The sequence below is a fragment of the Candidatus Poribacteria bacterium genome, assembly GCA_021162805.1.
In the GTDB taxonomy this organism is placed as follows: Bacteria; Poribacteria; WGA-4E; order B28-G17; family B28-G17; genus JAGGXZ01.
In genome coordinates this window covers 1-20,637 of the sequence record JAGGXZ010000040.1, presented here as the reverse complement: position 1 = coordinate 20,637, position 20,637 = coordinate 1, and the positions used below count along the sequence as shown (strand labels likewise).

Genomic DNA, 20,637 nt, shown 5'->3' with positions numbered 1-20,637 from the left:
ATCCTGGTTTCCACCGCGCATATGAAATGTTCACCCATATTAACATCGGGTTTATATACGAAAACATCGAGGCTTTGAGATCGATGGAGAGGGGATGTACGCCACGGAGAGAGTGTTTAAGGAGTTAAACAATTGACGAATTTTCAAAAGAGATGGCCTAATCCAAAGGATATGACCCGCCTTGGATCTCCTCTTTCAGGATCTAGCGGATAGCCCACATCAAGCCTATAGACAGGAGAGCCATTCAAACGCGGCAGCTCTATCCTAAGCCCCACACCGATTCCCCTTCTGATCTTCGATGGTTCGATCTCCTCGAACTTACCATGCCAGATATATCCCATATCGGCAAACAGCACCCCACCTAGGACGAGATATCTGGTTTTAAAGAAGAGCACCCTTACCTCACAGTTCAACAGCAGCATGCTCTCCCCTTCAAATCTGTTGGATCGATATCCTCTTAACCCGTTATTGCTTCCCAGGAGGATCTGACGGTTCAGATAGGGATCAACCCCCATCCGCCAGGCCAGCCTGAAAGCGAGGGAATGAGGCTGGGATTTCGCCTTCATCAGATATCGAACCTGACCGGAGAAAACGGAATTATCAAACGATATCTCCCTGAGACCTGATTTTAGCCTCATCTCCGATCTCAGATAACCTCCGTACATCCTGTTTGTCGAGTGGAAACGCGCTGATACGCCGGTTTCATTGCGGTCTGATCCGTAGATCCTATCCGAGTGGAAGAGACTGATCTGATAGCCGGAACCAAGCTCTATATCCTCTACATCACCTAGCTTGTCCACGAACTTATCCCGCACGAATTCAGAGCTGGCGTGCATAGCTGTAAGGCCTAACGTGCTGAGCTTCCGATTTTTGGGGGAGCCGATTATATCCCGTCCCCCCGTTAAGGTGAAGAGATCCTCGCGATAAGAGTGCCATATCGAGATTCGATTGTATCTCCGCCTTGTGCCGGTCGATCGGGTCAGCAGCAGATCCCATGTGCTTAAAGCGTGATGATATTCCGCTACCACCTTCCCTCCTTTATACCGGTTCAGCAAATCGTGTATGTCTGCCCCTTTAATCTCGGCCGACCATTTGGCCTTTAAGGAGTAAAGGGGCCTGACAAGACTTAGCCTCCAGGAATCCCCTATTGACTGGCTGAAATAGCTGGCTGTGAGATGCCAATGCGTGCCTATTATTCTGGGATCTGAAAAGGAACCGCCGATTCTACGGTTCACACCATCCACGCTCTCACGCTCATATTTGAACATCAAGCTCTGACCGTATCCGAAGAGGTTCATGTCGTAAAGGCCCAGGATTAGCTTCGAATTTCCTTCACTTGATATGGGAAGGCTGATAAAAGGGAAGAAAGTCCATAGGTCTATGACCTTAACCGTTACCGATACGGCGTTTATCCTCTCATCGAAAGCGGCTGTTATATCGGCGCCGCCAAGGTATGATTTCCTCCTGAGTATCCTTTCGCTTTCAAGCGCATCCTCACGGTTATACGGGTCACCCTCTCGAAATAGAAGTTCACGTTTGATCACCTCCGTTTTTGTCCTCCAATTGCCTATCACCTCTATTTTACCGATGATCCCTTCGTCCAGGGTTATCTTCAATATAACATCGTGGTCGAACACCCATGGGGTGATCTTTATCACCCGCATAAAGGTGTAACCCTTGCTTATGTAAAGCGCCCTTACCCGATCGATTCCCTCGCGAAGCTTCCTTCTATCGTAGATATCCCCCTTTTTTATCCCCAGCGCTTCCTGAAGGTCGGTGGAAGGTATGGATCTGTTACCGTTAAATGTGATATCCTTGATGAAGAGATACTCCGGATGACCTATCTCGCCTCTGGAGAAAGCGGCGATCGTCAGGAGGGTAAGAAAGACCAACGTTCTCCCGATCATTTTACCCCCGCGCCTAGGTTAGATAGGACCGTCTCAACGGCCATCAGCCCCAAGGCCATCGCTAAGAGCCAACCCCATATCTCCGTTCCCCTTCTCATCCTGCGGATTTGACGTTCGATGTCGGAGACTGAATCGATCAGAACGGAGTTTCCCCCAAAGGCCTTTGATATAACCTCCGGATCGATCTCCGACAGATCCGATTCATCTATCGGAACGTTCACCGAGAGATAGATCGTACGTCCACCTTTTGAGCTTGGATCGATCCTGTAGATTCCCGGCATAGATGTTTCGGCGAACTCCACCTTCCCACTCTCGTTCACAGGCAGGGATATCTGAGGAAACTCACCTTCTGAGATGAGAGAGACTTTAACCGATCGTATCTCTCCGACATCCAACACCGTTCTGCCCCCTACCCCGACCTCCGTTTCCTGAAGGGGGGAGGCCAAATAGAGGACGATCTGTTGAACCAGCGGCAGGAAAATGGGCTTAAGGGGAAAATTCGTCCAGTTCAAGTTCCAGGAGGAAACGTTGAGAAGAACCACCTCGCCCAAGCCCGTTTTCCTATCAAGAATGACGGGGGTACCATCGGAGAATCTCATCAGGTTTTCGGACTTATCTTTTACTTTTAAGGCGTATATGTTGAAGAAATCCGGGGAAAGCGGTCCTGAGATCATCTCCTGATTAAAAGGCTCCAGGGCAGGATGTCTTCGATCGAACGATCCCAGTTTCAGCGGAGGATCAGCCTCCCTGATCTGAACTGGCAGGGCGGGCAATATCGGCTCGAGACCCTTAAGATCAGGAATCTTGTCCTCCCCTCCCAGGAACACGAGCAATTTTCCCCCGTTTTCCACGTAATCCACCACCCTCGCAGCGACCGTTTGGCTCATGCTGAATCCGGCCCCCAGTACAAGCAGATCGTATGATTCCAGCGGAATGTCGTTTATCTCCCTCTCGAACCGCTCTGTGGTAAGCGATGTCGGGATAATAGCTGGACTTTCCTCGTAGATCAAACCCAGCGAGGGATTAAGCGCATACGTCAGGTAGGAAGTTCTATCGCTGATACATAGGGCTTTCACCCCTCCGCTCACATATCTTGAGAAAAACCGCCTGTTATCCGCCGCCAACCTGTCGCCCGAGATCTGAATCCATCCAAAATGATATCCAGGCGTTCTGAAGATGTAGGTGATCTCCTTTCTCACCTCATCGCCGGGTGGTATGGAAATAGTCATCTGTCGTCTCTTCTCCCCATCCACCGATACTTCCAAGACAGCATCCTTTATAGGAGCATCGGAGAAGTTTCGCACTCTCACATCCATCTTAACCGGTATGTTCACAGGCAGGATCGATCTATTGAACTTCACCGAGGTGATGGCGATATTATCGGGGCTTTCCTCTCCGACAGGCAGGATGAAGAGATGGGCCTTTAATTTGAGCCTCGATCCTCCTAGGTTCTGCCAGCCGTTACGTCGCATATCGGTGATCAGGTATATCTCCCCGTTCTCCTCTCCCGACCGCTCCAGCAGTTCGTTGGCCACTTCGATCGATCGGAGGATGTCGGTCGAACGATAGGAAAGAGTGGCGTTCTGTATTTCGAGCCTGATCTCATCCAGGTTTTGAATAAGGGATGAAAATCGAATGTCGGGGTGATCTGAGGCGAGGATAAGGGATGCGCTATCGCCCCGTTTTAATGAATTGAGCACCTCTAACGCCTTTTTCTTAGCGAGGTCGAACCATCTTCCCCTGATTCCTTCATATCCCATGCTGTAAGAGTTATCCAGGATGATGACACATGCTGTTGGGGCCTGAGCCTTTAACCCGGGGAGGGCACCGCTGAGGATTGGCCGGGCTATCGCGGCGGCGATCAAGGCAAGTATCAACGCCCTGAGGATCAGAACGATAAGCTGGCGGAACTGTATCCTCCTCACACTTCGCCTATGAGCTTCCAGGATAAACCTCAGGGTACTGAAATCGATCACCTTCGCCCGCCTGCGGAACCAGAGATAGATCAGAAACGGTATAACGGCGGAAAGAAGGCCAAAGAGGTATATCGAATTGAGAAATCCCACTTAGGATATCGCCTCCGATTCAGAACTGATACACATCGGGCTTAATTATAACACACAACCTTCTCTCAAACCAGAAGCGCCCAGCTTAATGTTAAAATTCAGCGAATCTGAGCGAGCGCTCTGCGCATTAATTCCAATCCGATCCTCACCTCGTTTGGCTTTATCACCAGAGGCGGGGAAACCCTCAGCACCTTTCCCGCAAGCGGTCCCATCAAGTGAAGCCCTAACCCATCTGATTTATACTGCAGATAGCATTTCAACACGGCCTCTGCGGCGATCTCATCGCTTTCCATCTCAACACCCCATACCAACCCTTCGCCGCGGACAAATTTAACGAAGTCGAACTCCTCTTTGAGTGAGTTCAGCCCCTCAGCCATAACCTTACTCGAAGCGCGACAGCCCTCAATTATGGGAAATCTTTCAAAGGTATCCAGGACGGCCAAGATAGCGGCGCAGGCGCGTGGGTTACCGCTGTAGGTGTCGGACCCCTCGCCATAATCCAACGAGTCGATCAGATCATCCCTACCCACCACGACGCTCACAGGCTCGCCGTTGCCCACACCTTTTCCCAGAACTACGATATCGGGCTCTATCCCGTATTTCTGGAAGGCATACATCTCTCCTGTTCTTCCCAAGCAGGATTGCACTTCGTCAAGTATGAACGGCACATCGTTTTCATGGCACCATCGGTCCAATAGTTGGAGGTACCACTTCGGCGGATGGAAGGACCCCCTCGCGCCGAGATAGGGTTCGGTGACAAGGGCGCAGATCTTCCCGGGGAACTCCTCAGCCAATGCCTTCAGTTCCCTTTCATATTTTGGCCTGCAGACCTCCTCCATTCCCTTCCTTTCCGGTTCAACCTCCTGGCAGTAGTCACATAGCGGAAAGGATATAAATCTGACGTTTGGGTTTTTCGAGCTCTCACCGGTGATATCTCCGGCGAGTCCCTTTTTGCCATGGAATCCACCTCTGGTGGCTAAGATTATGTGCCGGTCGGGATATCTATGCATGGCGGACCAGATCGCTTTGATTATCCCCTCCGATCCGGTGGCGGCCCACATTACCCTTTGAAGCCTTGGAGAGTTCAAGCTGGCGATCAGTCTCTCCGCGGCCTGTATCTCAAGCGGGGTGAAGGTGTTATAGGCTGTTCTGGGAATTCCCCTGCAATACTCCTCAAACCGTCTCTCAAAGTATCTGTTATTATGGCCCAGATTGGCGACCAACACGCCGGAAGCGAAATCCAGGAGTTTGGCGCCGTCGACGGTCCAGAGATACACCCCCTCAGCCCTGGAGATAACGGCTTGTGTCGGAGTGTAGGTCTTATGTCCTCTCGCTATCAGCTCTGCCGCTTTTCGCCTGATCTCGTTCGATTTAGGTTCTCCCTCTATCCTGACAATCCTCTCCCTCTTCATCCTTTAACCTCCCCATCTCTGTCAGATCGGCTTTTCATATATAACCTGATTGCCGGCGTAGGGATCGTTTATGATTATACCTTTATCGCTGAAGGAAGCGGTCACCGGCGCTCCGATTCCCCTGCGGATGTAATCGAAGTTTTTATCCCTTACAATCCTGGCGGCCTGTATGATAGCGACCGATATCCTCGCCTCTTCCGCGTTCGGGTAGGTTTCCCTGATCTGCCAGGCATCTTTGGCCATGAACTTCACCTGAGCGACCGCCTGAATGCAAGCCACGAGGCTGTCCTTGCCATAACCGACATACGCCTTTGATCCATCGGGCCTCTCAATGTCCCTCGTGAAGTGGGTGTTGGACGTTCTCATCCCTCCCCCCTCGATATAGTAACGAAGGCCGCGATATTGGGTGTCAGACTCCACCTTACCCCGCGTGCAAACCATCTCGCTTTCCTGATTGACGGGTCCCTCGAAATCGGATGGCGTTATCCAGTTGTTGACGAAGTAGATGTTCATTCCGTTATCGAAGATAACGTTTACCTGCACAGCATCATATGCATCTATGTTATACTCGTTTATCAGCTTCTTCTTCTGGCCCACAGCGAACAGTGCCAGAGGCTTGACCTTGAGATAATAGACGAAGAGGTCTGTCCAGTGAACGCCGACATATGTAAAGGGATCGCTCTGCGTGGCCCATTTAAAGGTCTTCGTCGATACCTCAAGCGGCTCCTCCAACACCGCTCTGGCATAGAGCGGTTCTCCCATCTCGCTCAGAAGTTCCCTGAAGATCTTGATGTGATCGGGATCATACCGCTTATGCATATCCACGCCGAGAACCAGGTTTTTCCCTTTAGCGAGCTCTATAGCCCTATCCGCCTCATTTATATCGAGGCACATCGGTTTTTCAACGATGACATGCACGCCTCTTTCCAAGGCTGCCAGCATGGGTGGCGCATGGAGGTTATCCGGAGTGGCGATCGACATCACATCCAAATCGGGGAACCGATCGAGCATCTCCAGCCACGGTGTCTCCCCGTGAAATGGAAGGATATCGGCCCCTGTCAGTTCCCTGTATCTGGCCTGGGCCCTTTTGGCCGATGCCTCAGTTCTAGTTGCCACGCCCACGAGCTCAAACCTGACATCTGAAAGCTCCCTTGCGAGCTCATCCATGCCTATCCTTCCAAGCCACGGGGCGATGCCGCCCCTCTGAAGGTCGGCGTATGTCCTGAGATGGACGTCTCCACCGAACATCCCTGCGCCGATCAATCCTATCTTTATCCTCCTCATCACAGACCTCCATATCTGAGGATAATTTAAGTATACCAGCTTGAAAGCTTTACTTTCAAGCTTTCCGAATTTGGGGGCCCTTGACCTTGGATCGGAGAGCGGGTAAAATTGAGCATATCGATCCTATCCCTGAACTTTAAGCTTTCGGGGGGTTAAGCTATGGAGATAATTTTGACCTTGGCGGCGGTATTGATGGCGGCCAATTGGGAAGGAGTTAGAATCAGCGTCGGGCTGGAAGACGCTGACATCATCGGCGATGATAACAGAGCGCTCCAGGCGGCTGTGGACTACGTAGCCGGCCTCGGAGGAGGCGTGGTCGAGATAGGTGAAGGGGAGTTTCTGATGGAGGATTCACTCCACCTGAGAAGCAACGTCACCCTGATCGGCAAAGGTGAAACGACCATACTGGTCAAGAGCGGCGGCTTTCAGAGCAAATTGATCCTGGACGGCGATTACGGCGAGGAGCAGATAACGGTCGCCGATCCGAGCAGATTTGAGGTGGGGATAGGGGTGACGATCCTCGATGATAGATCCGGTGGGTTCCACACCACCGTCGCCACGATCATCGCCTCAAGCGAAAACACCTTCAGGATAAACCGACCGCTCCAGGCGGACTACCTGGTCAGCGCAAACGCAAAAGCTCAAAACACCTTTCCCATAATAAGCGGCTATCACGTGGAGAACGTTGAGATAAAGGGAATATCGATAGACGGCAACCGCGAGAACAATCCCTCGATAACCGGATGTCGCGGCGCGGGCATATTCCTCTACCGCGCCAGGAACGTCCATATCTCACGCTGCCTCGTACGCGATTATAACGGGGATGGGATCAGCTTCCAGCGGAGCGATGATATAGTCGTGGAAAACTGTGAGGTCACCGATAACTCCGGATACGGCTTCCATCCCGGCAGCGGGTCTCGGAGGCCGATCCTCAGGGGTAACAAAAGCTATCGTAACTCCATCGGCATCTTCGTCTGCTGGCGCGTCAAAAACGGTGTCTTTGAGAGAAACGAGCTTTGCGATAACACGAAGATGGGCGTCTCGATAGGGCACAAAGATACCGATAACGTCTTCAGGGATAACCTCATCGCCCGAAACGGGATCTACGGCATCTATTTCAGAAACGAGTCCGAGCCGATGGGCGCTCACAGAAACCTGATAGAGGGAAATGAGATCTTGGACAACGGATCGAACGATAAAGGCTATGGGATCTACATCGACGGCGAGACGCACGATATAACCGTGACCGGAAACACGATCGAGGGTAGTCCATACGGGGTATTTGTGGGTCCTAAGGCGACCAGGATAATCATCAGACAAAACGCCTTCAGGAACATATCCGTCGAGCCGATTCATCAGGAGTCGGAAAACTCCGATGTCGAATCGACGGACAACCGGATCGAATAGAGGAGGAGATGAGGAATGGTTAAGCTGAGGAAACTGAGGATGGACAAACGGATCACCGATATGGGGGATGGGAGATACAGGATATATTACACCTTCACTGGCGATCCGGAGGAGGGCCGAACTTCTCCTTCAACCTCCTCTCGACGATCGAAGGGACAAGGCCCTCAAGGCTCCCGCCCATCTGAGCAACCTGCTTGACGAGCGTGGAATTGAGATATGAATATTCAAGCCTGGACATGAGGAAGATCGTATCTATGCCTGAAAGCCTTCGATTCACGAAAGCCATCTGGAACTCATGTTCGAAGTCCGAAAACACCCTCAGCCCCCTGATTATCACCGTGGCGCCTTTCCTGCGGGCGTAATCGGCCGTCAGCCCCGTGTAGGATTCGACCTCTACGTTCTTAAGCCCTTTCGTGACCTCCTTGAGCATCTCAACCCTCTCCTCCACGGAGAAGAGGGCCCTCTTTTCCGGATTAACACCCACGGCGATAATGAGTTTATCGAAGAGGCCGAGCGATAGGGCTCTGTGGATCAGATCCAGATGACCATTGGTTACGGGATCGAAACTGGCGGGGAATACGGCTATCTTCTCCTTACGATCTGACATATCTCACCTCCTCAAGCCTGTCTTTAACCCGGTCGAATTCCCTTAATATCTCGTCTTTGGAGGCAGTTCCGGTTATGCCGATCTTCTTGACCGTTACCCTGGCGGCAAGGTTAGCGGCTATGGCGGCGTGGATCAAATCGACACCGCTGCATAGCGAGAGGGTCATGACGGCGGTGACGGTATCCCCGGCCCCCGTTATATCCACCTCACCTTCCACAGGGATGGTGGGCACGTCGATGACACTTCCACCCCGCTCGAAGATCGACATGCCCCGTTCGCCCTTGGTGATGATCACATCGCAGCCGAGCCTCTGGCGTAATATCGTTCCGGCCCTGATGATCTCATCTTCGCTTATTTCATCTCGCCAGTATATCTCCTCTACGCCTGCCGCTTCCGCGGCCTCATAATCGTTGGGAACTACTAGGGTGAAACCGTTAAATCGACCTATCCTTTTCCTCGAATCGCCCACGAAGGGTTTACCACTCGATCCGACCATCCGTTTGAGCTCCTCCAGCACCTCGCCCGTGACGGTTCCCTTCTCCTCCTCTTCGACCTGATCGATCACCGCCACGGCATCGATTCGATCCAAGAGCGCCTTCAATCTGTCCAGCAGCCTATCTTTGGTTTCATCGCTGATCTTCTCATCGTTCTCAGCGTCCAATCTGGCCACCTGTTGCCATTCAGGGGTTTTGACGTATTTCGACCTCGCGTAGGTCTTCTCGTAGGTGCAGGTGATCCTCATCGGATCCATCACGAGATAGCTGGTATCGATTCCCCTCAGCGACAGCTCCTGGGTGAGGATCTTCCCCGCATAATCGTCGCCTATAACGCCGAGGGCATAGACCTCTGCTCCCAGATCGCTGAGGTTCCAAGCGGTGTTCCCCGCTGCCCCGGGGCTGTATATATTTCCCCCTTTTCTGAACCTGACTATCGGCACAGCGGCCTCGCGCGAGATATCCTCCATCACCCCATGAACGTATCTATCCAGATAGAAATCTCCGAGAACCACCACCCTCTTGCCCCTGAATGAATCGAGGATATCGGATAACAGCTCCCGATCCATACCTTGACCTCTGAGAGAAAGACTCTATATACGCTCTTATTTCCCTTGAGTGTAATATCTATGGCCAATTGTCCGCCGTCCTCTGTGGTCATTTGTTGTCATTGATGGTCATTTGTAGTCATTCAAAATGACGGCGAAGCCAAATGACCTAATGACCACAAATGACCGTCAAGCGGCGGACGGTAGCTTTAAAAATCTCTGCTACACTCAGCGATAATATGAGCGACTATATAAAGTTGAGATCCGACGTATTATAACCTACACGCCGGAGGATAAGCAAGCCCTTTCCTGGATCGGGAGGGCTTTTCAATGATTTGGCATAATCAGGCGTGGTAAGGACGTTCCCCTGTGCGTGCCTCCGAATCCGGCAGGCGCGGGGGCCTGCCACTACAGCGCTGGCGAAAAGCGTTGAAAAACCCCTGGTGTTCTCTATAGATGATGGTAATGGTATACTTACTATCGATAGGCACCTCGATAGGAGGAAGAGTAACCGACACGATATCCGCTGCCCCACCGCGGCTCTAAGCTGTTTTGGATGACAAGAAGGTGATCTTCCAGGTGGGAGATAGGAGCGAAGAGATTTAATACCATCATGTGTCGAGAACACCTGTATTTGCAAAATTAGACTCTATATGCTATAATTCATAGCGCATGGTTCCCCGGTAGCTCAGCTGGTAGAGCGGGTGGCTGTTAACCACTTGGTCGCTGGTTCGAATCCGGCCCGGGGAGCCATTCCTTACAGTTCGCCGATTTTGCCAGAATGTCGAACGGCTCACGCCAGTCTATTTCTAGCCTCCCGTGATACAGCCTTGAGTTCGAACACACCACTTCCAAAATCTCTCTACGTTCTAACTCCGGTCGACTTAGGTAGATCTCCTGGATCTTCGAAGCCAGCCTGAGGATCTCACTTGCCTCGCAGCATAGCTTTTCGATATCTGATTGCTGCCTTTGATTGAGGATGATATCGATCTCCTGGATTCTGGTATTCCATTTCGCTGTCTGCCTGCGCCAGAACTCCTCGCTGATTTTGCCTTCAAGCTTGTCCACGTATGCAGCCTCGATCAAGTTGCTCAACCGTTCTCGCTCCGCCTTCAGCTTCGAAGTCTCCCTCTCCACCCTCCTCAGCTCTTCGCTATATCTATCTCGAATGGCATTCAGAATCAGATCGACCCAGGAAGGAGGAATAACGATCTGGCCTATCGCTTCAGCAAACAGCTCGCCGAGGGCTCTCTCAGTAATCCTGATATGAGATTTGCCTCTATTGCCTGTGCACTTGTAGTACTTGTACACCTTTCCATTTTTGCTGACTTTCTCTCCGGTCATGGCGCAGCCGCAGTAACCACAGACAACCAAACCTGAATAGGCGAAATTCTCCCTGACGGAGGTCTTGACGCCGAATCTCTTTCGATCAAGGATCGTCTGAACTCTCTCGAAAAGTCTAGGTGATATGATCGGTTCATGAGCTCCTTCATAGAGCTTCCCTCTCCAGCGGATCATCCCCATATAGAATGGATTCCTAAGCATCTCATGAAGATGCGTCCTAGAAAACATCTTGCCTTTGGAGTTTTTCATCCCTCTTCTTTTCAACTCCCGCCGAAGGGTCGAAAGGGAGTATCGTCCCGTGGCATATAACTCGAACATCATCCGGACATAGTATGCCTGCTCTTCCTCTAACTGAGCGATGCCATCTTCGCTCCACTTATACCCATATGGGAGATGAGATACGAACAGACCTTGCTTTACTCTCTTCTCCATACCTTTCAATGTATCTTCTCGCAGGTTATTGATGAAATGCCTTGCGACCGCGACCCTTATGTCCATTAGTAACTGACCAGTAGCTCCGTCTGGAATCCTCTCATCTGTAAATTCCACCTTTATTCCTTCAATGTCAAATAACTCGATATAATCTCTGAAATTCCGAAACAGCCGATCAACCTTGGTAGCGACGACGATTCGGACTCCCGACTTCTTCAGAAACTTCACCATCTCCGAGAAACCTTCCCGCTTCTTAGCACCAGAAGCGGTGGCGATATCTTGGAATTCACGAACGATCTTGAAACCTCGGGAATCGCAGTATTTTATTATCCTTTCTCTCTGAGCGGGCAGGGAATATCCTGTCTCTCCCTGGTCGATCGTGCTTACCCTGTAGTAAGCGACCGCTTTCATATCTCCCTCCGGTTCGAATATCATTCTTATTCCAATTATACAGTATGATAAAGAATTCCGCGATATTTCTTCGCGCTTCCCTGTTCCACATCATCCTTCTCCGAAAGGCAACGTCATCTGTTTACGTTGACCGGCGATATATCTCCGACATTCATCGAACAACACCTTCAGATCATCCAGCATCCCATCCGGCATGAGCTGCCTGGGATCTCCCGCTCCACCGTAGAACCCTTCGATCTTGTGAGGAGTGTTCAGGTTCAGCGGAGCATTGGAGTTTTCCAGCTCCTTCTGCGCCGAGATCACGCATCCCATAGTATCATCCGGTCCGGCAAAGCTGATCGAGACGCCTTTAACTTCGATTCTATCCTCATCCTCATCAGGCAATTCACAGATCTCAACGACATATCTCCGAAGTTTCTGAAGCGCCTGGTGAAATGACGGAAGCGGCTCTTCGGAGCATGAGAGCGAGAACTGGTCGTATTCACCCTGAGCGTTACGAACTTCATAGTCGATCTTGATCTTGCCTTTGTTCAGCTTTATCTTTCTGATCCTGACTTTCACCATACACCTCCTCTTCACAGTCCCAATCATCTTCAAGTTCATCAAGCAGTTCCAGCGGACAATCTTCTCCTAACATTACCGCTATGCAAATTCCATCACCGCCAAAATGCTTACACTTAATCTTAAGGCAAACAAGCCCGAATCCCTGATATGCGAAGTCGCTATAGCTCATCACTTATACCTTCCACAGCTTCAGCTGCTGATCATCATTTTTTAAAGCTCCGATAACCTCCCAGAGCCTTTTCTCCACCCAAAGTGGGAATGCTGAATCAGCGGAATCTGCTCCGATATCTTTGCATAACAAGATCTTGGCCCTTGTGCCTGCGCGCCCAAAGTGAAACTTCTTCCCATGCTTATGAGCAAACTCACACCAAACCTGACAAGTTCGCTTATACGAATTTGTTCCTCCCAGAAAGATCCCATCGAATTGTTCAAGGTAGGGGAGGACATCATTAGGTTTGATATTATCTTGCACCGCTAAATACCATGGCCAATCGTCCGGGAGCATCTCTCGCCAGGCAAGAGAAAATTCCAGGCTCTCCAACCCTCGCCCGACTATATCTGGAACTACTGCAAGATAAGGCGTTCCGATCTTATATGCCTTTTCAAGCCGTCGCATGAACCTATCACCATCAAATGTGTATCCATGGAGATAACATGCAAAAGCTCCATTGTCGAATCCCCATGGCTCGCCCTCCCATGGATCAGGCGTTCGGCTTACGAACATTCTTCCTAATCCATACTTCCTCAGAATTCTCTTGAATTTTCTTGAACCTGTTTCACCGACCAGGAATATCATCCTCGTTCCTCACGTCCAGAAATCAACGCTGATTTCCTTCGCCGTTTCATTCCTCTTGCGCTGGATCTTTTCGATCATCCGCACTGCGACTAAGATCGCCACCGTGCCGATGATCCCAGCGGAGGCGAACATCACCAATCCCAGAAAAAACTCCTACGGCTGTGGTTAACATAGCTTTACCTCCCAGTCCCTAAGCCTCATCACCACAAGCCACTCCCTCCGATCGGCCCGGAGAAAGAGGATATCCTTCCCTTCCAGCCACCTATACAGCTCCTTGAATCCGTCCTTCCGCCTTTTCACCTTGCCGATGATCTCTCGCTCGCCCGATGAGATCACTACGTCGCCTGGATATCCTTCAGCCGAGCCGCTCAGAGGCACCCGATGGGCTTCAAGGCCCATCTCCCTGAGCTTGCGGACAAGCTCCCGCTCGGCTCGATTGCCCTTTTGCTTCGATGATGTTCCTTTTCTCATGGAAACACCCTTCTAACGTAAAAAAGCGAGTAGCGAATGGCGAATAGCGAATAACGCCACTCGCTATTCGCAGCTCGCCACTCGCAGGAATTGGAGCCACAGGGTCCTCGGCTCGCATTCTGACCACGGTGACACCTTTCCGCGGCTCGCATAAAGAGCTTGGCGTCACTGCTTTGAGGCTCGCACTTACTCTAAGGCGACAAAATGTATACGGCTCGCACCAGCAACATGGCGCCAATCCGTCCATGGCTCGCATCCCGCTCAGGGAGACAAATTCAGAATGGCTCGCATTCGCGCTTAGGAGACAGACGGATGGCGGCTCGCAAATGGTCTTCGGAGGCACATAGCGGGCGGCTCGCAGTTTACCTCCGTCATCACCTCATTCATGGCTCGCACTACGTCTGTGGAGACAAAGAAATCACCGGCCCGCATCATCTCTGCCTCTCTACAGCCTCGTCAGGGCTGATGTAATGCTTGTGGCCGCCATACTCCACTATCCACGGTTTCTCCACGGGAAGCCGCTCAAGCTCCCTCCATTTCATCTACAGATGCGAAAGGAAAAGTTTCGCCACCCTGCGCCTCGCTCGCATCTGTCGGTGTGATGCCGACAGATCCGGATATAAGCTGTCCTCCTTCGCCCTGCACCGTTCGTATTCCCTGCGGTAAAACCCTTTGCTCTTCATGAAACAATCGGTCAGGTTATATAGAAGCCTTCTCAATCGGGAGTTCCAATTGGCCTGCTGACCTTTCATCTTCCTGGGAGCTCGACCGTTCACCACGTGCATGCCACAGTATGCCCAGAGCTTGCTGATCGTGGCGAAACGACCGATATCGAATATCTCGGATACGAAACCGGCTGCCAGGCGAGGACCCACTCCGCGGACATCTCTCATCCACTCTCTCCAGATCGGCATTCCCTCCAGCATCCGAAGCAACTCCCTGTCCGCCTGTCGCTCCAGCCTCTTTAGCTCGCCGCCAAGCGCCTGAATTGCTCTTAACTTAACAGGCGAGAAGTCAGTATAGATCCCAGCCAACCGGTTAATCCTCCGCCTGATATCCGATATAACCATGACCGACCTAAAGAGAGATCTGAGCTCCAGCCGTTTGAGATACTCTTCGTCTGACAGATACGGGCTCCTCCTGGGCAGGATATCTCCCGCCGCCTTGCGCATCACCTTCAGCTTGCGCTCACGCTCCAAGATCTCATCCAGATCACCTTCATCCACCACGGGCTGAACTGGCGCAGCTTTGATCACCCTTCTCTGATTCCGTTTCCTCGGTCTCCTTTTCTTCTTCTCCTTCTCCTGGAGTTCCTTGAGATATTCCTCGACCGGGATATGCCTGGTTAATGCTCGGAGGTTTTCCTCGATCTCACGCGTTATCCTTTCGACCCTCTTTTTGAGCGTCTCAGTTGATTCGGACATCGCTCATCTCCTCATCTTCCAGCTCATCATATCGCCTTTGAGCGATACTCTCCACCAGATTCCTATCGATCAGCCCTTGGGCAGCATCTCTGTATAAGGCTATCAATGGTCTCCTCATCTGAGACCTCACCCTTGGGTCTATCCTCATCTTGATTCTCCTCATCACTTCCCTGATTCTCATGTCCGTTCCTCCTTAAATTTCACCTCAGACGGGATAAACCGAAGGTAGATACTGCCGGTTCGACCGTTCCGATTCTTCCGAACGTAGAAAACAGCCTGATTTGGATCTTTATCCGGCGAATCCGGATATGTCGCCTTGTTCAAGGCCAGGAAAGCGATGATATCAGCATCTTGCTCCTGACCGCCGGTCTCTCGAAGGTCTGAAAGCTTCGGGATCGGGTCCGCACGCTTTTCAATCTCACGGGATAGCTGTGATAGGACAAGGAAGGGCACCTTGACATCACTCGCAAGCAGCTTCAACTCCCTCGATATCTCCGTCAGCTCAACATACCTGCTTTCGCGATTCCCGCTCTTGCTCAGAAGCTGAAAGTAATCGATCACCACCAATGCCAGATCTGGCCTCTCCATCTTTACTCCTCTCACCTTGTTTGCCAGTTTGAAAAAGTCAGAATACCGCGCATCCTCCAGGTATAGCGGAAGATCTTTGATCCTTCTGCGAGCCTCCTCAAGCCGAGCGAAATCATCCTTGTTGAGCGCACCTGTCCTGATCTGATTCAGAGGCACACATGAGGCAACCGAATACAGCCTCTCCATCACCTCCTCTTTGGACATCTCCAGGCTAAAGAAGAGCACCGGTTTGCCAGATTGAAGTACGTGATAGGTGATGGTCAATGCCAGGGCCGACTTGCCATTGGAGGGTCTTCCGCCGAGGATCATATAGTTTCCCGGACGCAGACCGCAGAGAAGTTCATCGATACTCGGAAATCCTGTGGCAAGACCGACTTCTCCACCCATTGACCTCCTGACGAACTCCTCCATCAACCGATCGGCCAGATCTGAGACGGATAAATCGCCCTGATCCAGAGATTGCAAGAGCCGTTGTCCGAACCTCGCCAGTATCTCCTCGACGGAACAGTCCATGTCCCTTGCCTTCCCGGCCATCTCACGTGCGACGGAGATTATGTCTCTCCGAACCCACATCTCTCGCACACGACGGGCGTATACGGGCGCATTAGTAGCAGTGGGAACGCTCATCCTCAGATCATGCAGATACACCAAGCCGCTTTTCAGGAGGTTCTCCCTACCCGTGTTCTTGAGCTGTGATGCAACGGTTACAGGGTCGATCTTTTCTCCTTCCCTTGCCAGATCTAACATCGCCCTGTAGATTACCTGATGTTCCACGGTATAGAAGACCCTCTCGTTCTCACCCAGGATATCTGCGACCGCGGGGAGATGCTGATCATCTTCGAGTATCGAGCCCAGCACGCTTTGTTCTGCCTCCAGGTCGAATAGATCGCTCATAATCCCAGCTCCTCCCTGCAAAATTCACATAGTTTGCCTCGCCTTGTTTCGACCAGTTCTACCCCGCGCCGTCCACATCGATCGCAACCGTCCTGGCGCAGAGTTGGAGCGGCTACGACCGGAGAGCTTTTCCTTCTCTCAGCCCATGCGTTCTCGATGCACCTGATCAGATACATCTGAGCGTTGTAGATCACATCGCTTTTCGTCTCCATCTCACGAACCCGCTGGCGGATTACCTCAGCAGCGAAGCTGGCAGGGATTCCCTTTCGTTGCAACTCGAGCAGAGCGCGGTTTTCACGACCGGACAACATGATCTTCGGCGAACCGGGAGCATGACACAGAAGCTTTTCGACATAGCTCCAATCATCCTCCTCGATCTCGTCTTTTATCTCTATCTCGTCTTCTTCTATCTCTTCTTCTATAGATTGGTCCGGTTTTTCGGCATTTGGTGGGTGGTTGCTTGGCGATTTAGTCTCGGAATAGTCACGGGATTGGTCTGGGTTTAGTAACGGTTTTAATCCGATTTTCGGATTCAACCCATCAGAGTCCCGGATTAGTTGTGAAATTGATCCGATTTTCGGATTAATTTCGTGACTAACCTCCTGGGTTAGTTGTGGAATTAATCCGATTTTCGGATTAATTTCGTGACTAATCCCGTAGTTGAGCAGGAGTTGATAGTTGATCGAGTATACTCCTGCCTCCTTGTTTTTGTTCCTGGTGTAGGTGAAGACAGGTTCACCCATCCATCTGAACTGGCACAGCCGGTTCCGAGCAGGATATAACTCATGGCGAGTCAATCCGCTCAGTCTGATGGCTTCCAAATTGGAGATGGGAAGCTCTTGGGGAAAGTGTAGTTGGATCGCCTTGTAGATCAAGGCGACTGCCAAACTATTACTCTTGGCCCCAACGGCTTCCGGTCCTCCAATTTTGATCCAGCCATCCAGTAGCTGTAACCCGTTCATCTTAGACCTCCTTCTTGGACTCCGGACCTTGGACGTTGGACGCCCAGAATCTCTCCTCCATCTGGCTGATCTGGCTGGAGAGCATCGTCGCTGCGAGCGCACAGACCACCATCAGCCAGAAGAGGATGCAAAAGCCCGATAAGGCCAGGTATCCCAAAACTTTCAGGACGATCCAGAGCATCTCAAAGCTCCCTGATGAATTTGATGTATTGGTTCCTATCCATCACCTTCTGGAATCCCAGCCTATCTATCCGCTCGACCAGGAAGATGCGGCATTCCTGATCGTATCGGACGAAATAGGCCGGGATATCCGCCCTACAACTCAGCTCCCTGATCACGTTCATCTGCCACCTGCGGTCACACCTGCTATGGATGTCCGCCGTCTCGATCAAGGCGACGATCCCTCGACTATCACGCCACTCGATCGAGTCCAGATCCGTCATGTAACACCACGGCGGCAATTGCTCTCGATGGAACCTCGAATAGTTAAGCGGTCTCTTGCCCGTGATCTCTCGCCTGCTCATCCTTAGAAGCGACCTCGCCGATTCAGTTCTTTCAGCCGTTGAATAGCCTCATCATAAGACAGGTCCACTTCAACACAAGCATGACCTGTCCGGTTCGTAGGATGAGACTTCGCTCGGTCGTAGATGTTCCACGAGTTCTGTGGATCATTCACCGAGGGTTTCATGTAAAATCGCGGAATCCTTCTCATTCCTCTCCTCCCCTATCAGGAAAAGTGAGACCGCCTAAGGCGGCCCCACCTCTGTGACCGTCCAGAGAAACACCTTTCGATCACCATCGCAATCGGGATCCATCCGGCCAACAACCCGAAGGTCCAGAGAGTCAAAATCAGATCGGTCACCTCACACCTCCGCCATCACTCCGATGAGGAACGAGGAGCCAGGAGCGAGGAACGAGGATTTTCTCTCTCTCCTCGTCCCTGGTTCCTTTCTCCTCGTTCCTTCATATTTGGGAGCGGCAGGGCGAGCTCTGTGCCCGCCCTGTCGGAGGGAGGAAGAGCGGGATCGGTGATGGGAACCAGCTTCGCCCGGCAGACGGGCCCGATCCCTACTCGGAGGGAAAGTCTGTTGGAAAGCGGACGCCCGCAGATCCGGCAAAAACCGTGTTCCCTCTCTTCCTCCCTCATGTCCTCAAAAAGGAACTTCATCCTCATCCTCCTGGGAGGTTCGAGATGAAACCTCCTTTTCGATGATGTCCCAGAAGAAAGGATGCTTCACATCCTCCCTCAATCCGTCCAGATCCTCGACCGTCAGCTCCCTCGGATCGTTCTTGCCCTTCGCCTCAGCCATTACCTTGAGCGCCGTCTCCTCATCCAACTTCCTCTGATCGATCTTGTGCAGGAGCTCGATTAATCTCCATGCCCTTTCCCAGTCCTCCTCCTTCATATCCTTTCTTGACTCGACGCCGAAGAAATCCCTCAGGAATTGAGCTATCGCCTCGCCGTCGAACCCATACTTCTGAATCAGCGCAAAGCATCTCTTCCGAGCTCGATCCAGAGGCGTATCGCCGTTGCCGTTTTTCCCGTTCTGATCTCTTGAATTCCGAGGTCTCTCTGTGGTATGATCAACAGGGGCGCCAGCAGTGGCCCGATTCATAGGGTATTGCGACTGCTCTAGATACTTCCGTATGACCATCTGGATGATGGTCTCCGGAAGCAGCGCTCGTATCGCATTCCGCTGCGCCTTCGAGATTACTTTCGCGAAGGCAAACGGATCGGGATTGCCATTGGAAAGGAATTTCGCCTGCTGTGCGCCTCCCCAGAAGGTGATCCCGTTCGTCTTATCCGTTGCAGAGCAATAGGCCGTCCAATACTCCTCTGTCTCATGGATCTTGGGTTCAGACACGGTTATGTTTCCCATCTGCTGAGCAGCGGCTTTGACGCCCGCATAACTCAGCCCGACCACTAACTGGTTTCCCTGGTAGAAGCTGTATGCATATTCCTCCACCAGCTCACCGGTCAGTTCCCTGACGATCTGCGCCTCATCCCGCCGATCGAGCTCGACAAAATCCTCATGCTCAACCGGCCTGGCGTTCTTGATGTCAGGAAGATCTTTTCTCACCTTCCTCCCTCCTTCGTTGCGTAATGCGTATTGCGTCGAGCGTAAAGCGCCTTACGCCCTACGCCCTACCCTCTACGCCCTACGCCTTACGCCCTACGCCCTTCGCTCTTCTCCTCTCAGCGAGGAGCTCCTCCAATGCTCTGTTCCCTCGCCGGAGTATCTCTCCGGCCCTCTCCATCGTCTCTTCGAGTTTCTCACGATATTCATCGTCGAGGTAATCGTTGGCCAACGCCATCTCGGCGAGTTGACGAACACGGCTGATTTTCTCCCTGTCCTGAAGCGGTATCCCTGGCTCGGCCTCCAGATCCATCAATTTCCGTATCACTCGAAGCTGAACCGGATCATCCTGACGGTCAACCGTGTTGATTCTCTTCACCAGATCCCGCATCTCCCAGATCAGAGCGATCAGGTCCAGGTTGGTATGCTCGCTCTTGATCACGATGCCCTTCCGCGTGTCAGCCAGAATCCCGATCGCCATCAGACCGCCTCCAGAACTCTTTTCAGGAACAAGTCACATCTCTCCTGGATCTCCTTCCTGCTTATCGAGCGCCAAAGGCTGCTCCTCTCGGCCAGTATCCTCTCGATCAACCTGTAGAGCCTTTCCATATCGAGCTTCCGCACGTGAGGAGTCCAGTTTCCCAACCATCCATCAGCCGAGGCCACCTCGAACTGGCCGTCCTCGATAGGGCGAATCCAGTTCAAGATGCTGCAATCCGAGGCGATGTAGCTCCCGAGATACCTGAATCCCTCAGCCCTGAGCCTCTCCTCAAGCTCGATCCGGCTTAACCTCATCCTCACACCTCCCCAAACTAAACAGGGCGAGCCACCCTCAAAGGGATGACCCGCCCTCTTTTGGGAGGCGCCAAGATGAGAGAGCGTTGGCGTCGCGGTGGGAACGCCTCAAAACTCTCTCCCTCCTGTCCCTCCAACACCCTCCCATCTCCT

The 20,637-nt window shown here is 52.0% G+C and carries 21 protein-coding genes, 1 tRNA gene and 1 pseudogene; 2 read left to right on the top strand and 21 right to left on the bottom strand.

The window, feature by feature from the left end; all coding sequences use genetic code 11:
* Positions 1 to 143: 143 nt before the first annotated feature.
* From J7M22_02955 to J7M22_02940, 4 genes are all read right to left on the bottom strand, one after another.
* Complete coding sequence (locus J7M22_02955) at positions 144 to 1,907, bottom strand: BamA/TamA family outer membrane protein (protein ID MCD6505563.1); 1,764 nt, start codon at positions 1,905 to 1,907, stop codon at positions 144 to 146.
* Positions 1,904 to 3,973: a BatA domain-containing protein gene (locus J7M22_02950; protein MCD6505562.1), complete on the bottom strand. Its 2,070-nt coding sequence runs from the start codon at positions 3,971 to 3,973 to the stop codon at positions 1,904 to 1,906. The genes J7M22_02955 and J7M22_02950 overlap by 4 nt, the downstream gene beginning before the upstream one ends.
* A gap of 98 nt (positions 3,974 to 4,071) precedes the next feature.
* On the bottom strand, positions 4,072 to 5,385 hold the full coding sequence (locus J7M22_02945; protein MCD6505561.1) for an aspartate aminotransferase family protein: 1,314 nt from the start codon (positions 5,383 to 5,385) through the stop codon (positions 4,072 to 4,074).
* 21 nt (positions 5,386 to 5,406) lie between these two features.
* Positions 5,407 to 6,669: a Gfo/Idh/MocA family oxidoreductase gene (locus J7M22_02940; GenBank protein MCD6505560.1), complete on the bottom strand. Its 1,263-nt coding sequence runs from the start codon at positions 6,667 to 6,669 to the stop codon at positions 5,407 to 5,409.
* A 159-nt stretch (positions 6,670 to 6,828) separates the two neighbouring features.
* On the opposite strand from J7M22_02940, the gene J7M22_02935 reads away from it, so the two are divergent.
* Entirely contained in the window at positions 6,829 to 8,076 is a 1,248-nt protein-coding gene (locus tag J7M22_02935; protein MCD6505559.1) for a right-handed parallel beta-helix repeat-containing protein, read from the top strand.
* Between the two features lie 94 nt (positions 8,077 to 8,170).
* Here the strand turns inward: J7M22_02935 and coaD are convergent, their stop codons facing one another.
* Positions 8,171 to 8,683: a pantetheine-phosphate adenylyltransferase gene (coaD, locus tag J7M22_02930; GenBank protein MCD6505558.1), complete on the bottom strand. Its 513-nt coding sequence runs from the start codon at positions 8,681 to 8,683 to the stop codon at positions 8,171 to 8,173.
* Positions 8,670 to 9,746, bottom strand: a complete 1,077-nt coding sequence (locus tag J7M22_02925; GenBank protein MCD6505557.1) for a hypothetical protein — start codon at positions 9,744 to 9,746, stop codon at positions 8,670 to 8,672. The genes coaD and J7M22_02925 overlap by 14 nt, the downstream gene beginning before the upstream one ends.
* Positions 9,747 to 10,402: 656 nt before the next feature.
* Between J7M22_02925 and J7M22_02920 the strand changes: the two genes are divergently transcribed.
* A tRNA-Asn gene (locus J7M22_02920) sits at positions 10,403 to 10,478 on the top strand.
* On the opposite strand, the gene J7M22_02915 is transcribed toward J7M22_02920, so the two are convergent.
* From J7M22_02915 to J7M22_02845, 15 genes and pseudogenes are all read right to left on the bottom strand, one after another.
* On the bottom strand, positions 10,437 to 11,270 hold the full coding sequence (locus tag J7M22_02915) for a recombinase zinc beta ribbon domain-containing protein (GenBank protein ID MCD6505556.1): 834 nt from the start codon (positions 11,268 to 11,270) through the stop codon (positions 10,437 to 10,439). The two genes, J7M22_02920 and J7M22_02915, sit on opposite strands and share 42 nt — an antisense overlap.
* Positions 11,271 to 11,477: 207 nt before the next feature.
* A pseudogene (locus tag J7M22_02910) lies at positions 11,478 to 11,936 on the bottom strand (recombinase family protein).
* Positions 11,937 to 12,002: 66 nt separating this feature from the next.
* Positions 12,003 to 12,473, bottom strand: coding sequence for a hypothetical protein (locus J7M22_02905; GenBank protein ID MCD6505555.1), 471 nt, complete (start codon positions 12,471 to 12,473; stop codon positions 12,003 to 12,005).
* A 175-nt stretch (positions 12,474 to 12,648) separates the two neighbouring features.
* Positions 12,649 to 13,272, bottom strand: coding sequence for a hypothetical protein (locus tag J7M22_02900; protein MCD6505554.1), 624 nt, complete (start codon positions 13,270 to 13,272; stop codon positions 12,649 to 12,651).
* Positions 13,273 to 13,437: 165 nt separating this feature from the next.
* Positions 13,438 to 13,743 (bottom strand): hypothetical protein, encoded by a 306-nt coding sequence (locus J7M22_02895; protein MCD6505553.1) that lies wholly within the window; start codon positions 13,741 to 13,743, stop codon positions 13,438 to 13,440.
* 542 nt (positions 13,744 to 14,285) lie between these two features.
* The gene (locus J7M22_02890; protein ID MCD6505552.1) at positions 14,286 to 15,167 is read right to left on the bottom strand and encodes a transposase; all 882 of its coding nucleotides are present in this window, start codon (positions 15,165 to 15,167) and stop codon (positions 14,286 to 14,288) included.
* Positions 15,151 to 15,348, bottom strand: coding sequence for a hypothetical protein (locus J7M22_02885; GenBank protein MCD6505551.1), 198 nt, complete (start codon positions 15,346 to 15,348; stop codon positions 15,151 to 15,153). The genes J7M22_02890 and J7M22_02885 overlap by 17 nt, the downstream gene beginning before the upstream one ends.
* The gene (locus tag J7M22_02880) at positions 15,345 to 16,649 is read right to left on the bottom strand and encodes a replicative DNA helicase (GenBank protein ID MCD6505550.1); all 1,305 of its coding nucleotides are present in this window, start codon (positions 16,647 to 16,649) and stop codon (positions 15,345 to 15,347) included. The genes J7M22_02885 and J7M22_02880 overlap by 4 nt, the downstream gene beginning before the upstream one ends.
* The gene (locus tag J7M22_02875) at positions 16,646 to 17,611 is read right to left on the bottom strand and encodes a hypothetical protein (protein ID MCD6505549.1); all 966 of its coding nucleotides are present in this window, start codon (positions 17,609 to 17,611) and stop codon (positions 16,646 to 16,648) included. Before J7M22_02875 ends, J7M22_02880 begins: the two co-directional genes overlap by 4 nt.
* 1 nt (position 17,612) lies before the next feature.
* Complete coding sequence (locus J7M22_02870; GenBank protein MCD6505548.1) at positions 17,613 to 17,792, bottom strand: hypothetical protein; 180 nt, start codon at positions 17,790 to 17,792, stop codon at positions 17,613 to 17,615.
* A gap of 1 nt (position 17,793) precedes the next feature.
* Positions 17,794 to 18,135 carry a hypothetical protein gene (locus tag J7M22_02865; GenBank protein ID MCD6505547.1) on the bottom strand — a complete coding sequence of 114 codons (342 nt, stop codon included), beginning with the start codon at positions 18,133 to 18,135 and terminating at the stop codon, positions 17,794 to 17,796.
* A gap of 353 nt (positions 18,136 to 18,488) precedes the next feature.
* Positions 18,489 to 18,779, bottom strand: a complete 291-nt coding sequence (locus tag J7M22_02860; protein ID MCD6505546.1) for a hypothetical protein — start codon at positions 18,777 to 18,779, stop codon at positions 18,489 to 18,491.
* Positions 18,763 to 19,692, bottom strand: a complete 930-nt coding sequence (locus tag J7M22_02855; protein MCD6505545.1) for a hypothetical protein — start codon at positions 19,690 to 19,692, stop codon at positions 18,763 to 18,765. Before J7M22_02855 ends, J7M22_02860 begins: the two co-directional genes overlap by 17 nt.
* Before the next feature lie 79 nt (positions 19,693 to 19,771).
* Positions 19,772 to 20,170, bottom strand: coding sequence for a hypothetical protein (locus tag J7M22_02850; GenBank protein MCD6505544.1), 399 nt, complete (start codon positions 20,168 to 20,170; stop codon positions 19,772 to 19,774).
* Entirely contained in the window at positions 20,170 to 20,484 is a 315-nt protein-coding gene (locus tag J7M22_02845; protein MCD6505543.1) for a hypothetical protein, read from the bottom strand. Before J7M22_02845 ends, J7M22_02850 begins: the two co-directional genes overlap by 1 nt.
* Positions 20,485 to 20,637 lie beyond the last annotated feature (153 nt).

Excerpts from the sequence above, each read along its gene's own strand:
- J7M22_02955 (MCD6505563.1), bottom strand. The coding sequence starts at position 1,907 with ATGATCGGGAGAACGTTGGTCTTTCTTACCCTCCTGACGATCGCCGCT.
- J7M22_02945 (MCD6505561.1), bottom strand. The coding sequence starts at position 5,385 with ATGAAGAGGGAGAGGATTGTCAGGATAGAGGGAGAACCTAAATCGAAC.
- J7M22_02940 (MCD6505560.1), bottom strand. The coding sequence starts at position 6,669 with ATGAGGAGGATAAAGATAGGATTGATCGGCGCAGGGATGTTCGGTGGA.
- J7M22_02935 (MCD6505559.1), top strand. The coding sequence starts at position 6,829 with ATGGAGATAATTTTGACCTTGGCGGCGGTATTGATGGCGGCCAATTGG.
- coaD (MCD6505558.1), bottom strand. The coding sequence starts at position 8,683 with ATGTCAGATCGTAAGGAGAAGATAGCCGTATTCCCCGCCAGTTTCGAT.
- J7M22_02925 (MCD6505557.1), bottom strand. The coding sequence starts at position 9,746 with ATGGATCGGGAGCTGTTATCCGATATCCTCGATTCATTCAGGGGCAAG.
- J7M22_02915 (MCD6505556.1), bottom strand. The coding sequence starts at position 11,270 with ATGCTTAGGAATCCATTCTATATGGGGATGATCCGCTGGAGAGGGAAG.
- J7M22_02900 (MCD6505554.1), bottom strand. The coding sequence starts at position 13,272 with ATGATATTCCTGGTCGGTGAAACAGGTTCAAGAAAATTCAAGAGAATT.
- J7M22_02895 (MCD6505553.1), bottom strand. The coding sequence starts at position 13,743 with ATGAGAAAAGGAACATCATCGAAGCAAAAGGGCAATCGAGCCGAGCGG.
- J7M22_02890 (MCD6505552.1), bottom strand. The coding sequence starts at position 15,167 with ATGTCCGAATCAACTGAGACGCTCAAAAAGAGGGTCGAAAGGATAACG.
- J7M22_02885 (MCD6505551.1), bottom strand. The coding sequence starts at position 15,348 with ATGAGAATCAGGGAAGTGATGAGGAGAATCAAGATGAGGATAGACCCA.
- J7M22_02880 (MCD6505550.1), bottom strand. The coding sequence starts at position 16,649 with ATGAGCGATCTATTCGACCTGGAGGCAGAACAAAGCGTGCTGGGCTCG.
- J7M22_02875 (MCD6505549.1), bottom strand. The coding sequence starts at position 17,611 with ATGAACGGGTTACAGCTACTGGATGGCTGGATCAAAATTGGAGGACCG.
- J7M22_02870 (MCD6505548.1), bottom strand. The coding sequence starts at position 17,792 with ATGCTCTGGATCGTCCTGAAAGTTTTGGGATACCTGGCCTTATCGGGC.
- J7M22_02865 (MCD6505547.1), bottom strand. The coding sequence starts at position 18,135 with ATGAGCAGGCGAGAGATCACGGGCAAGAGACCGCTTAACTATTCGAGG.
- J7M22_02860 (MCD6505546.1), bottom strand. The coding sequence starts at position 18,779 with ATGAAGTTCCTTTTTGAGGACATGAGGGAGGAAGAGAGGGAACACGGT.
- J7M22_02850 (MCD6505544.1), bottom strand. The coding sequence starts at position 20,170 with ATGGCGATCGGGATTCTGGCTGACACGCGGAAGGGCATCGTGATCAAG.
- J7M22_02845 (MCD6505543.1), bottom strand. The coding sequence starts at position 20,484 with ATGAGGTTAAGCCGGATCGAGCTTGAGGAGAGGCTCAGGGCTGAGGGA.